Raw genomic sequence first — 13,302 nt, 5'->3', positions numbered from 1 at the left:
TGTTCTTTAATCAAATCTCTTTGTGTATTAATTGTCTTTTGTTTTTGCTGTTCTAACTCTATCTCACTCTTATTTGCTTTTTGTTTTTCTTGTTCTGTCTTTTGTCTTTCTTGTTCTGCTTTTATTTGACTATTAGCGAGTTCTATCCCACTCTTGTTTGTTTTCTGTCTTTCTTGTTCTAACTCTATTTCACTCTTATTTGTTTTCTGTCTTTCTTGTTCTGTTTTCTGTCTTTCTTGTTCTAACTCTATCCCACTCTTATTTGCCTTCTGTTTTTCTTGTTCTAACTCTATCTGTTTATCAGTATCACCAGCGCTACAAGCGGCTAATAATAAACTTGCCGCTATTGTTAATCCTGAATATTTCCACCAATTGATTTGATTTTCTTTTTCAGCTTGTTTGGATTTATCCTGGACTTTATCGTCCAATTCTTTCGCTTTCTTGCATGCAACATGGGTCAATACTACTAATGCCGCATTGCTTTTCTTGGGATGTTTTTTTACAAGTCCTCTAACTTTCTTTGCGATCTTTGTAAAAAACCCACCAATTGATCTGATTATATTTGTAATGGCGCTCGCTTGTTTAAAATGAGTCTCTTTGCTTGCCTTTGTGTCAGCTGTCTCTGCGTTTTTGCCAACTTTATTTGTTTTTCCTGTTTTTACTGATTCCATTACCAACCTTTTTTCAAAAAACAATCTCACCTTTCAAAATTATACCATGGAAACTAATACGAAAAACCCACTCAAGTTAGATCAACCCATTTATTATCAAGTTAAGCCATGGTCTTTCAATTCTTTTTCTAACTTGGCTACGGCGTTCCAAGTGGGGATCACGCTATCAGGGTTTAAAGAAATGGAAGTGATGCCCTCTTTGACTAAAAACTCTGTCACTTCAGGGTAATCGCTCGGAGCTTGCCCGCAAATCCCGCAATATTTGTTGTGCCTTTTGCAAGCTTCAATCGCTTTTTTAAACATTTTGAGCATCGCTTCATTCCTTTCATCAAAGACATGGCTGACTAATTCGCTGTCTCTATCCACGCCTAAAGTGAGCTGGGTTAAATCGTTTGATCCAATAGAAAAGCCATCAAACAAGCTTAAGAAATCATCAGCCAAAATGACATTCACCGGCAATTCACACATGATATAAATTTCAAGCCCGTTTTTACCGGATTCTAAATTGTTTTTTCTTAAGATTTCTAGGACTTTTTTACCCTCTTCAATGGTGCGCAAAAAAGGGATCATCACTTTCATGTTCGTCAAGCCCATTTCTTCTCTCACTAACGCTAAGGCTTCACATTCCCACGAAAACGCTTCATTATAGCTTTCTGAATAATACCGACTAGCCCCTCTATAGCCAAGCATGGGGTTTTCTTCATTAGGTTCATAGCTAGAGCCGCCAAGCATGCGCATGTATTCGTTGGATTTGAAATCGCTCGTTCTCACAATGACAGGTTTAGGGTAAAACGCCGCGCTGATCATGCCAATGCCTTCAGCGATTTTTTTCACAAAAAAATCTTTAGGGTTAGCATAGCCTGCCATAAGGTTTTCAATTTCATTTTTTTCTTTCACGCTTTTTTTGTGGTGCAAATCCACTAAAGCTAAGGGGTGGGCTTTGATTTGGTTTAAAATAATCATTTCCATTCTGGCTAACCCTACGCCGTGATTAGGGAGCTGAGAAAAGCTGAAGGCTTTTTCAGGGTTTCCAATATTGATATAAATTTTTGTTTGAGTTTCTTGCATGTTAGAAAGCTCCACCCTTTCAATTTCATGCTCATAAATGCCCGCATACACATAGCCCTCTTCGCCCTCAGCGCAAGAAACCGTGATTTCCATGCCGGTATAAAGGCTATCAGTCGCCCCGCTCACTCCAACAATAGCTGGAACGCCAATTTCTCTCGCCACAATCGCCGCATGGCAAGTGCGCCCTCCACGATTGGTGATAACCGCGCTCGCTTTTTTCATGCAAGGCTCCCAATCTGGGTCGGTGTTATCCGTAACTAAAATTTCGCCCTCTTTAAAAGAATTCATATGCTCCAAATCATTGATGATGCGCACTTTCCCTGAGCCAATTTTACTCCCAATCGCTCTGCCTTGTAAGATAATCTCTTTCTTTTCGTTAGGGTTTTTGAACTTGAATTTTTCAAAGACTTGACTTTCTTCTTTGGTTTTTTGACTTTGAACGGTTTCTGGGCGCGCTTGAACGATAAAGATTTCCCCGCTCTCGCCATCTTTAGCCCATTCTATATCCATAGGGCGGTATTGTTTGGCTTCTTTAGAGTAGTGTTTTTCAATTTCAATGGCGTATTTGGCTAAAATCAGCACGTCTTCATCGCTCAGTGAAAAGGATTGCCATTCTTTTTTGGTGGTTTTAATGTTTCTGGTAGGGTGTTCGCTGCCTCTTGGGGCATAGACCATTTTTTGCGTTTTATTACCGAGTTGGCGTTTGATAATGGGGCGTTTGTTTTGCTCTAAAGTGGGCTTAAACACATAAAATTCATCAGGGTTTATCGTGCCGCCCACCACATTTTCGCCTAACCCCCACGCTGAAGTGATAAACACCGCGTCTTTAAAACCGGTTTCAGTGTCAATAGAAAACATCACGCCCGCGCTGCCTTTATCCGCTCGCACCATTTTTTGCACCCCCACACTCAAGGCGACTTTTAAATGATCAAACCCACGACTCGCTCTATAGCTAATCGCTCTATCGGTAAAAAGCGACGCCAAGCAGGATTTGATATAGTGGATCAATTCGGTTTTACCCTTAATGTTTAAATAAGTGTCTTGCTGCCCGGCAAAAGAAGCGTCTGGCAAATCTTCTGCAGTAGCGGAGCTTCTTACAGCCACATCGGCTTCTTTCATGTTATATTGCTGGCTTAAAATTTCATAAGCTTGAAAAATCTCATCTCTTAAATCGCTAGGAAAAGGCGTGCCAAAAATAAGCTCTCTGATTTGTTTGGAGCGGATTTTTAACACATCAATTTCCGTGGCATCAACATTTTCTAAAAGCTCTATGATTTTTTGTTTAGCCCCTCCTTGCTCTAAAAGATACCAATACGCTTCGCTGGTGATCGCAAAGCCATCAGGCACTTTAATACCAATTGGCACTAATTCTTGAAACATTTCACCAATGCTAGCGTTCTTGCCCCCAACCAGATTCACATTCTTATTGTTCAACTCTTTGAAAAACTTGATATATCGCACAAAACTCCCTTAAAATGATCATTAAGTCTCTTAAAACAAAAATATAATAATGATAGCATGATAGAGCTTTAGTTTTAGCTAGTTTGTATTCTAAGCTTTTAATAAGGGGTGTATTCTTTTTAGTTTATGATTTTATTGTATAATGAGCGGTTAGTTAGGTATTTTTGAATAGAAAGGGTGGTTTTGTATAGGCGGTTGCTATTGAATTTGTTTTGTATGGTGTTTTTACAAGCGTGTTTAAAGCCTATGAGCGACCCTAAAGCTGAGAAAGTGGATTCGCAAGTGCAATGCGGGTTTGGCTCAAAAGATTGCTAAATTTTTAAGGTTTGAAGAAAGGAAACATAAGTTTTAAAGAATGAGTGCGGAACTGATTGCTGTTTATAAAGACGAGCAAATAATAGATTTAGAGAGCGCGAAAGTCTTAGGGCTGAGCGATGGGATTAAAGCGTTAAAAGGGACAGAGCCGATATATTTTGATGATTCGCCTTTGGCTTTAGAAGTGATCAGGCATTCATGCGCGCATTTGCTCGCGCAAAGCTTGAAAGCCCTTTATCCGGACGCGAAATTTTTTGTAGGCCCTGTGGTAGAAGAGGGGTTTTATTACGATTTCAAGACCGCTTCAAAAATCAGCGAAGAGGATTTGCCTAAAATTGAAGCGAAAATGAAAGAATTTGCGAAGTTAAAGCTCGCTATCACTAAAGAGGTTTTAACCAGAGAGCAAGCTTTGGAGCGTTTTAAGGGCGATGAATTAAAGCATGCGGTGATGAGTAAAATCAGTGGCGACGCCTTTGGCGTGTACCAACAAGGCGAGTTTGAAGATTTGTGTAAGGGGCCGCACCTCCCAAACACTCGTTTTTTAAACCATTTCAAGCTCACTAAACTGGCTGGGGCTTATTTGGGCGGCGATGAAAACAATGAAATGCTCATTAGAATCTATGGCATCGCTTTTGCCACTAAAGAGGGCTTAAAAGACTATCTTTTCCAAATAGAAGAAGCGAAAAAACGAGATCACAGAAAGCTGGGCGTGGAGCTAGGGCTTTTTAGTTTTGATGATGAGATAGGGGCGGGCTTACCTTTATGGCTACCTAAAGGGGCAAGGCTTAGGAAGCGCATTGAAGATTTATTGAGTAAAGCGTTACTTTTAAGAGGCTATGAGCCGGTTAAAGGCCCTGAGATTTTAAAGAGCGATGTGTGGAAAATCAGCGGGCATTATGACAATTATAAAGAAAACATGTATTTCACCACGATTGATGAGCAAGAATACGGCATAAAGCCCATGAATTGCGTGGGGCATATTAAGGTCTATCAAAGCACTCTACACAGCTACAGGGATTTGCCTTTAAGGTTTTATGAATACGGCGTGGTGCATCGGCATGAAAAAAGCGGCGTGTTGCATGGGCTTTTAAGGGTTAGGGAATTTACCCAAGACGATGCACATATTTTTTGCTCTTTTGAACAGATCCAAAGCGAAGTGAGCGCGATTTTAGATTTTACGCATAAGATCATGAAAGCGTTTGACTTTAGCTATGAAATGGAATTATCCACTAGACCAACTAAATCCATAGGCGATGATGAAGTTTGGGAAAAGGCCACTAACGCTTTAAAAGAAGCCCTAAAAGAACACCGCATTGATTATAAGATTGATGAAGGAGGAGGGGCTTTCTATGGGCCTAAGATTGACATTAAAATCACTGACGCTTTAAGGCGTAAATGGCAGTGCGGCACGATTCAAGTGGATATGAATTTGCCTGAACGCTTCAAGCTCGCTTTCACTAATGAACGCAATCACGCTGAACAGCCGGTGATGATCCACAGAGCGATTTTAGGCTCGTTTGAAAGGTTTATTGCGATTTTGAGCGAACATTTTGGGGGGAATTTCCCTTTCTTTGTTGCGCCCACTCAAATCGCTCTCATCCCTATTAATGAAGAGCATCATGTTTTTGCTTTGAAATTAAAAGAGGAATTAAAAAAGCGTGATATTTTTGTAGAAGTGTTGGATAAAAACGACAGCTTGAATAAAAAAGTGCGATTAGCCGAAAAGCAAAAAATCCCTATGATTTTAGTGTTAGGGAATGAGGAAGTGGAGACGGAAATTTTATCCATTAGAGACAGAGAAAAACAAGCTCAATATAAAATGCCCTTAAAGGAGTTTTTAAACATGGTTGAATCTAAGATGCAAGAGGTTAGTTTTTGAGTAGAAGCGAAGTGTTGTTAAACGGAGACATTAATTTTAAAGAAGTGCGTTGCGTGGGTGATAATGGCGAAGTGTATGGGATCATTTCTTCCAAAGAAGCGCTCAATATCGCTCAAAATTTAGGTTTGGATTTGGTTTTGATTTCAGCGAGCGCGAAACCTCCCGTGTGTAAGGTGATGGATTACAATAAATTCCGCTACCAAAATGAAAAGAAAATCAAGGAAGCCAAGAAAAAGCAAAAGCAAATTGAAATCAAAGAGATCAAGCTTTCCACTCAAATCGCGCAAAACGATATTAACTACAAAGTCAAGCATGCGAGAGAATTTATTGAAGCCAATAAACATGTTAAATTCAAAGTGGTTTTAAAGGGTAGGGAGAGCCAAAACTCAAAAGCCGGGCTTGATGTGCTTTTGAGAGTCCAAACGATGATGCAAGATTTAGCCAACCCTGAAAAAGAGCCAAAAACCGAGGGGCGTTTCGTTTCGTGGATGTTTGTGCCTAAGGCTAAAGAAGCCCCCAAAAACGAAAAGAAAACCAAAGAAAATAACCCGCCTTTTAATCGTATTAACCTTATGAAAGGAGAAAATCATGCCAAAAATGAAGACTAATCGCGGCGCGTCTAAGCGTTTCAAAGTTAAAAAAAACTTGATTAAGCGTGGCAGCGCTTTTAAAAGCCATATTTTGACTAAAAAAAGCTCTAAGCGTAAAGCCAATTTAAACGCGCCAAAACATGTGCATCACACTAACGCGCATTCTGTCATGTCGTTGCTTTGCAGGGCTTAGGAATGCTCATTAGAAAGTGGAGTTAATCCCCTTATTAAGGGAAAGTCGTTTGAAAAACGCACCTAAAAATATTTTAAAAAGAAAGGTAAAGAAATGAGAGTTAAAACAGGCGTTGTGCGCAGAAGACGCCATAAAAAAGTCTTAAAACTCGCTAGAGGGTTTTATAGTGGCAGAAGAAAGCATTTTAGAAAGGCTAAAGAACAGCTTGAAAGGAGCATGTATTACGCCTTTAGGGATCGCAAACAAAAGAAAAGAGAGTTCAGGAGTTTGTGGGTGGTAAGGATTAATGCGGCTTGCAGAATGCATGAAACAAGTTATTCGCGCTTCATGCATGCCCTAAAAGTGGCTAATATTGAATTAGACCGCAAGGTTTTAGCAGACATGGCGATGAATGACATGCAAGCCTTTAAGAGCGTGTTAGAGAGCGTGAAAGAGCATCTTTAATCTCTATTGGCTGTTAGGTTTTAGTTTTAGCCTAAAAAGGTGAGAGGATTTAGGAATTTTTACTAAAAAGTTCCTAAAATTGATTTTTGTTTCAATTTATTTTCATTCAATCGCTATATTTAATCAAAAAGAAAGTAATTTTATAGTAGAATGTAGCATTTAGAACTCAAATAGAGAAAATGTAGAAGGAAGGAATACATGAAGAAATCTGTTATAGTAGGTGCTATCTCTCTAGCAATGACAAGCTTGTTGTCAGCAGAGACCCCTAAGCAAGAAAAAGCTATTAAGACTAGCCCTACCAAAAAAGGTGAAAGAAATGCTGCTTTTATAGGGATTGATTACCAGTTGGGTATGCTTAGCACTACCGCTCAAAATTGTTCCAATGGCAATTGTAATGGTAATCAAAGTGGGGCTTATGGCTCTAATACGCCCAACATGCCCACAGCGTCAAACCCCACAGGAGGGCTTACCCATGGCGCTCTAGGGACTCGTGGGTATAAAGGCTTAAGCAACCAACAATACGCTATCAATGGTTTTGGGTTTGTTGTAGGGTATAAGCATTTTTTCAAGAAATCCCCGCAATTTGGAATGCGTTATTACGGGTTCTTTGATTTTGCAAGCTCTTATTACAAGTATTACACTTATAATAGTTATGGCATGAGAGACGCTCGCAAGGGTTCTCAAAATTTCATGTTTGGCTATGGGGCTGGCACAGATGTGTTGTTTAACCCGGCTATTTTCAATCGTGAGAACTTGCATTTTGGGTTTTTCTTGGGCGTTGCGATTGGTGGCACCTCTTGGGGTCCAACAAACTATTATTTTAAGGACTTAGCTGAAGAATATAGAGGGAGTTTCCACCCATCAAATTTCCAGGTCTTAGTGAATGGTGGGATCCGCTTAGGCACTAAACACCAAGGTTTTGAAATTGGCTTGAAAATCCAAACCATTCGCAACAATTATTATACCGCTAGTGCGGATAATGTTCCTGAAAGGACTACCTATAGGTTCACCTTTCACCGCCCCTATGCCTTTTATTGGCGTTACATTGTAAGCTTTTAAGGTGTTTTAGGGTTAATTTATGGGGGGGTATAGAAAAGGGCTTTTGCTCTTTATGGTCCTTTATGATTTTCTTGTATCAAAGGCTTTAAAAAATCAATACGGCGCAAAAATTAAAGCACAATCCTTACAAGCAATTGAACTTACCAACAACCGCACACAAACAAATCTTTGAAAAATCAAAAATGAGTTCATTATTTTTGAAAATAATGATAGGGAATATAGGTTAGCTGTTTTAATGGAGTGCTGATTGTAAAATCTAAAAATCAATTGGCTATTAAAGCGCTATAAGTTATCTTTAATCAATCAGATGATAGAATCTGTCTTTTATTTTTGAATTGGGAGCATTTGATGAAAAAATTAGCGGTTTCTTTATTATTTACAGGGACTTTTTTGGGGCTTTTTTTGAATGCGAGTGATTTTAAGAGCATGAATGATAAGCAACTATTGGAGCAAGCAGGGAAAGTCGCTCCTAGCGAAGTTCCAGAGTTTCGCACAGAAGTCAATAAGCGATTAGCAGTGATGAACGAAGAAGATCGTAAAAATTATAAAGCGGATTTTAAGAAAGCGATGGATAAGAATTTGGCTTCTTTAAGTCAAGAAGATCGCAACAAGCGTAAAAAAGAAATTCTTGAAGTGATTGCTAACAAAAAGAAAACAATGACCATGAAAGAATACCGTGAAGAAGGGTTAGATTTGCATGATTGCACATGTGAAGGCCCTTTTCATGATCATGAAAAAAAGGGAAAAAAAGGGAAAAAAAGGGAAAAAATCAGACCATCATAAGCATTAGCGATTAGGGTGTGCTAACTTTTTTTGATTTTTGTAAAACCACGCCGCAAGTCCCTAGCTTTTGGCTGTGGGGATATAAGGCGTTTTTTTTGTTATAATTCTGTCATAGCGTTTGGGCGTTGACTCTTAAAATAGAGGCTATCTATCTGGTGGGTGGGTCTTGCTACTCTTAAAATCCCTTAGCTGTAAAGAGCGTCTCAAATTTTTAGGGTTAAAGTTTTTGGAGTGTTTGTATTTTTTGGATATTTATAGTATCATACCCAAATGATAAATACCCTTTGAAAGTCTGTATTTTAAGATGATTAAAATAGCTTGAATTCTAAGTGGTTTTTATAAATAGAAGAAGATTTCAAAAGAGAGCTTTTATGAAGAACGGTATCTATTTTTGTTGCGGTTATATATTAGTTAGGAGTTTGGTGTGAAACGGATTTTATTTTTTTTAGCGGCCACGACTTTTTTGTTGAGAGCAGAAACGGATTCTGCCACTATTAACACTACAGTTGATCCCAATGTTATGTTTTCTGAAAGCTCCACAGGGAATGTGAAAAAAGACCGCAAGAGGGTTTTAAAGAGTATGGTTGATTTGGAAAAAGAGCGCGTGAAGAATTTTAACCAGTATTCTGAAACCAAGATGAGTAAGGGCGATTTATCCGCTTTTGGAGCTTTCTTTAAGGGGAGTTTGGAATATTGCGTGGAGCAAAAGATTTGTTATTATGAGCATAGGAATGGTAAGGTTTCTTTTGTGGTGAATGACAGAGAAAAGTTTTATAAGCATGTGCTTAAAGATTTAGGGACAGAGCTTTCACTCCCTTTGTTTAACTGGCTTTACAAAGGCTCGGATTTTGGGGCTTTGCATGAGCAGTTTGGGGACATGTATGATGGGTATATCAAATATTTGATCAGCATGGTTAGGGTGAGTCAAAAAGAAAAGGCTAGAAAACTGGATGTAGCCACTTTTAAGAGAATGGAAGAGCAAGCTGAGAAAGACACTAAGGCAGCGTTTCAAAAGAGGAGCAGTGGGGAGCTTGAAAGCCATACTGATAGCCCTGAATTTATAAGCTCTTCTAAGAGGACACAGAACGCTTCTAATTCGGATCTAGATTCTACGACCAATGCTAACGCACTCAAAGAAACAGCTTCAAAAGAGCCAGAGGCTTCTTCAAAAAAAGAGAAAAAGTCTAAGAAAAAACGTCGCCTTTCAAAGAAAGAAAGGCAACAACAAGCCTTGCAACAGGAGTTTGAAAAACAAATTAGCGACTCTAGTAAGTCTGAAAAATAGTAAAATAGTTAGCCTACCTTTTTAGGGGGCTTTCAACAAATCTCTTAAGCACTCCTTTTTAGGCTTTATATTTGGACTTTTAGCTCCCTATCACTCTATCCTATGTTTAAGACTATCTTTTTAAAAACCACCGCTTTTTTAAAATCTTTAGACTTTAAGCTTTTTGGCTTTTTTTGTGGTAACGATTGGTAAGCTTAAGGTTTTGTTATGCAAAAATCTTTGAAATATAGCGATTGATAGAGTTAAACACAACCTCAAGACATTCCAACGCATTTTATAGAGTGTAAAAAGTTTTTAATACTCATTAGCAGAAATCCCAATCGTCTTTAGTGTTTGGGATGAATGCTACCAATTCATGGTATCATATCCCCATACATTCGTATCTAGCGTAGGAAGTGTGCAAAGTTACGCCTTTGGCGATATGATGTGTGAGACCTGTAGGGAATGCGTTGGAGCTCAAACTCTGTAAAATCCCTACTATAGGGACACAGAGTGAGAACCAAACTCTCCCTATGGGCAACATCAGCCTAGGAAGCCCAATCGCTTTAGCGGTTGGGCACTTCACTGGAGTATTGGCATTGATGCCTTTGAGTGTTTTTCACAATCAAAAAAAGTTTGCAAAAAGCGAGTGATAGTTTCTCATAACATGCTCTTATGGAGTTAGGGGGATTTTTAAAAGGGGTTGTAGGGGAATGATTTCAAAAAATATCCCCATCCCCTTATGAGTTTTAAATAAACTTTTTACTACAAAATGAAATCCAAAACGATGCAATAACGCTTTAAAACCCTATGTTTAAAATTTTTGAAGGATATTAAAGTTGGATAAGATTTATTTGCATTTGATAAAAACAAAGCCTTTTTTAGGAAATAAAACCCCTAAAGATTAGAGCTATCCCTTAGCATTCTAAAGTCTTAGCTAACCCCCCTAACGAAGTCTCTTTGTATTTTTCATTCATGTCTTTCCCGGTCGCATACATCGTAGCGATCACTTCATCCAGGCTCACTTTAGGCTTGTATTCATCTTCTAAGGCTAATTTAGAAGCGCTGATCGCTTTAATCGCCCCTAAAACATTGCGTTCAATGCAAGGGATTTGCACCAAGCCCCCCACCGGATCGCATGTCAATCCTAAATGGTGCTCCATAGCGATTTCACTAGCGATCAAAACCTGTTGCGTGGTCGCTTGGCACAAATGGGCTAACCCCCCCGCAGCCATAGAGCTTGCCACGCCAATTTCAGCCTGACATCCGGCTTCTGCACCGCTCAAGGAAGCGTTTTTTTTGTAAAGATAGCCAATCGCCGCGCTGGTGAGTAAAAAATCATTGATGGCTTTTTGCGATAAATTTTCAAACAAATGGTTTTTAGCGTATAAAAGCACGCTTGGCACCACCGCGCACGCTCCATTAGTGGGGGCGGTTACTACCTTTCCTCCGCTAGCGTTTTCTTCAGCAATGGCGCGAGCGTAAAGCGAAATGTAATCAATCAACGCTAAGGGGTCTTTCCCGCTTGTAGGGTGCTTTTCTAGGCGCGTTTTAATGCTTGGGGCTAATCGTGTTACCCTCAAAGAACCAGGCAGATACTTTTCTTTAGAATTAGCCCCATTATCATAACACTCAAGCATCGCATGGTAAATTTTAGCCATCGTTGCATCAGGGCAGTTTTTCAGGGCGTCTTCTCTCAAACGCACGATTTCAGCGATGCTTTTTTGGTGTTTTTGGCACAATTCTAGCAATTCCTTAGCGCTTGAAAAATCATAGGCAATGCTTTCATTTCCACCCTCTTTAGATAAGTTGTCTAATTCTTTTTCAGTATAGACAAACCCTCCACCGACAGAATAGTAAGTCTCTTCTTTTAAAACCTCATTTTTAGCGTTAAAAGCTTTTAGAATGAGAGCGTTTTGGTGTCTGGCTAAAGGTTTGTTGTCAAAAATCAAATCTTTAGCATAATCAAAAGGAATGCGATGTTGGTTAGCGAGTTTTAAAACTTTGTTTTCAAGTGCTTCATGCAATAAGGCTTTTTTGGTTGTTATATCTAATTCGTTAGCGTAAATGCCATGCAAGCCAATTAAAACCGCCTCATCGCTCAAATGCCCTTTACCGGTTAAAGCTAATGAGCCATGCAAGGTGATTTGAACGCGCACAACCTGCTCTAAAACGCCTTTTAACAACCCGCAAAATCTCGCCCCCGCTTCCATAGGCCCTATGGTGTGTGAAGAGCTAGGCCCCACGCCGATTTTAAAAATGGATAAAATAGAAAAACTAGCCATTAAAATAGTCCTAAAAACACGCTCAAAGCCGTCAAGCTCCCAAAGACAAACACAAAAATATCCACTTTGAAATTTCTAAAACGCTTCAAACTAGAAACGCTATAAAAAGCTATCATGGGCATCACAAACAGAATGAGCGCGATAATGGGGCCGCCTAAATTTTCAATAAAATCCAAGATATTAGGGTTAATATAAGCCACAAGCGTGATAGTCAGCCATAAAAAAATCGTTACGCTAATACTCAAGGTTTTAGAAGCTTTTTTTAATTTTAAACTTTGGATAATAATGCCTTCTAAACCTTCCTTAGCCCCATAATAATGCCCAAAAAAAGATGAAAAAATCGCTAAAAAAGCCACCACAGGCCCCGCATAGTTGATTAAAGGGTTGTTTAAGGTGTTAGCAAAATAGCTTAAAATGGGGATATTTTGTTCCCTTGCTTTCACAAAATCATCAGCATTCAAGCACATGACACACGAAAACACAAAAAACATCACAAACCCTAAAAGCATCAGCGATGTCCCTAATTCAATTTGATTGAGTTTATATTCTTTGAAAGCGCCGTATTCTTTTTCCACATTTTGGGTGAAAGTTGAAATAATGGGGCTATGGTTGAATGAAAACACAAGCACCGGTAAGGTTAGCCAAATCGCTAACACAAATTCTTTAAAACTCGGCACCACAAAAAGATTAGCGCCCTGCCAATAAGGGATAAGATACAAAGAAAAAAGCAATAAAATCAAACACAAAGGATACACTAGAGCGTTACAAATGCGTGTAACAATCGTAGCGTTAAAAACCATCACCAACATCATTAAAGAAACTAACACCACAGCCAGTAAGCCCCGATGAAAAGGCTCTAAATGCAACTGGTTAGTGAAAAAATGATCAAACACATTCGTGATGCCCACCCCATAAGCCAAGCAAATAGGATAAATCGCTAAGAAATAAAGCAAAGTGATAAGAAAACCCCATTGAGCGCCAAAATGAGAGCGAACGACCATGGTAATGTCTTCTTTGTCTTTAGATCCTATGAAATAAGCTAAAGCTCTATGCCCTAGATAAGTTAAAGGGAAGATGATCGCGCTCATTACCACAATAGCCCATACCCCATGCCCACCGGCTCTAATAGGCAAAAATAAAATCCCAGCCCCCACCGCCGTGCCAAACAAGGACGCCATCCAACGCAAATCAAACAAATTGAGTTTTTTAGGATCTCTTAGAACCGCTTTTTCTTGTGCCATGCTATTAAACCGCCCTTGTATCGTGTTAAAGAGCTCTCATTGTAGCATA

General features: G+C 39.2%; 11 protein-coding genes and 1 pseudogene. 7 read left to right on the top strand and 5 right to left on the bottom strand.

Translation table 11 applies throughout. From position 1 onward, the window contains the following. Both BZK24_RS04425 and ppsA read right to left on the bottom strand, forming a co-directional pair. Positions 1 to 671, bottom strand: a 671-nt coding sequence (locus BZK24_RS04425; protein ID WP_143424378.1) for a DUF874 family protein, incomplete at its 3' end; no start/stop codon positions are given. A gap of 96 nt (positions 672 to 767) precedes the next feature. Continuing rightward, complete coding sequence (gene ppsA / locus BZK24_RS04420; protein ID WP_077656699.1) at positions 768 to 3,200, bottom strand: pyruvate, water dikinase; 2,433 nt, start codon at positions 3,198 to 3,200, stop codon at positions 768 to 770. Between the two features lie 355 nt (positions 3,201 to 3,555). Here ppsA and thrS point away from each other — a divergent pair, with 355 nt between their 5' ends. From thrS to BZK24_RS04380, 6 genes are all read left to right on the top strand, one after another. Further along, on the top strand, positions 3,556 to 5,394 hold the full coding sequence (gene thrS / locus BZK24_RS04410; RefSeq protein ID WP_077656698.1) for a threonine--tRNA ligase: 1,839 nt from the start codon (positions 3,556 to 3,558) through the stop codon (positions 5,392 to 5,394). Next, positions 5,391 to 6,002 (top strand): translation initiation factor IF-3, encoded by a 612-nt coding sequence (gene infC, locus BZK24_RS04405; RefSeq protein ID WP_021174850.1) that lies wholly within the window; start codon positions 5,391 to 5,393, stop codon positions 6,000 to 6,002. The genes thrS and infC overlap by 4 nt, the downstream gene beginning before the upstream one ends. Continuing rightward, positions 5,983 to 6,177 (top strand): 50S ribosomal protein L35, encoded by a 195-nt coding sequence (gene rpmI, locus BZK24_RS04400; RefSeq protein WP_001125547.1) that lies wholly within the window; start codon positions 5,983 to 5,985, stop codon positions 6,175 to 6,177. The genes infC and rpmI overlap by 20 nt, the downstream gene beginning before the upstream one ends. 93 nt (positions 6,178 to 6,270) lie before the next feature. Next, positions 6,271 to 6,621 carry a 50S ribosomal protein L20 gene (rplT, locus tag BZK24_RS04395; RefSeq protein WP_001264161.1) on the top strand — a complete coding sequence of 117 codons (351 nt, stop codon included), beginning with the start codon at positions 6,271 to 6,273 and terminating at the stop codon, positions 6,619 to 6,621. A gap of 198 nt (positions 6,622 to 6,819) precedes the next feature. Beyond that, the gene (locus BZK24_RS04390; RefSeq protein WP_077656697.1) at positions 6,820 to 7,680 is read left to right on the top strand and encodes an outer membrane protein; all 861 of its coding nucleotides are present in this window, start codon (positions 6,820 to 6,822) and stop codon (positions 7,678 to 7,680) included. Positions 7,681 to 8,028: 348 nt separating this feature from the next. Continuing rightward, entirely contained in the window at positions 8,029 to 8,463 is a 435-nt protein-coding gene (locus BZK24_RS04380) for a DUF1104 domain-containing protein (protein WP_143424377.1), read from the top strand. A gap of 308 nt (positions 8,464 to 8,771) precedes the next feature. On the opposite strand, the pseudogene BZK24_RS09880 reads toward BZK24_RS04380, so the two are convergent. After that, a pseudogene (locus BZK24_RS09880) lies at positions 8,772 to 8,964 on the bottom strand (hypothetical protein). Between BZK24_RS09880 and BZK24_RS04370 the strand changes: the two are divergent. After that, positions 8,888 to 9,748 (top strand): hypothetical protein, encoded by an 861-nt coding sequence (locus BZK24_RS04370; RefSeq protein WP_077656695.1) that lies wholly within the window; start codon positions 8,888 to 8,890, stop codon positions 9,746 to 9,748. The pseudogene BZK24_RS09880 and the gene BZK24_RS04370 overlap by 77 nt on opposite strands. Positions 9,749 to 10,644: 896 nt before the next feature. On the opposite strand, the gene BZK24_RS04365 is transcribed toward BZK24_RS04370, so the two are convergent. Next, on the bottom strand, positions 10,645 to 12,012 hold the full coding sequence (locus BZK24_RS04365) for an L-serine ammonia-lyase (RefSeq protein WP_077656694.1): 1,368 nt from the start codon (positions 12,010 to 12,012) through the stop codon (positions 10,645 to 10,647). Then, positions 12,012 to 13,253 carry a serine/threonine transporter gene (locus tag BZK24_RS04360; RefSeq protein WP_000046391.1) on the bottom strand — a complete coding sequence of 414 codons (1,242 nt, stop codon included), beginning with the start codon at positions 13,251 to 13,253 and terminating at the stop codon, positions 12,012 to 12,014. The genes BZK24_RS04365 and BZK24_RS04360 overlap by 1 nt, the downstream gene beginning before the upstream one ends. Between the last annotated feature and the right edge of the window lie 49 nt (positions 13,254 to 13,302).

It is taken from the genome of Helicobacter pylori, from assembly GCF_001998165.1.
Taxonomy (GTDB): domain Bacteria; phylum Campylobacterota; class Campylobacteria; order Campylobacterales; family Helicobacteraceae; genus Helicobacter; species Helicobacter pylori_DL.
The sequence above is the reverse complement of the archived record's forward strand: the minus strand, read 5'-3'. Positions and strand labels throughout refer to the sequence as shown.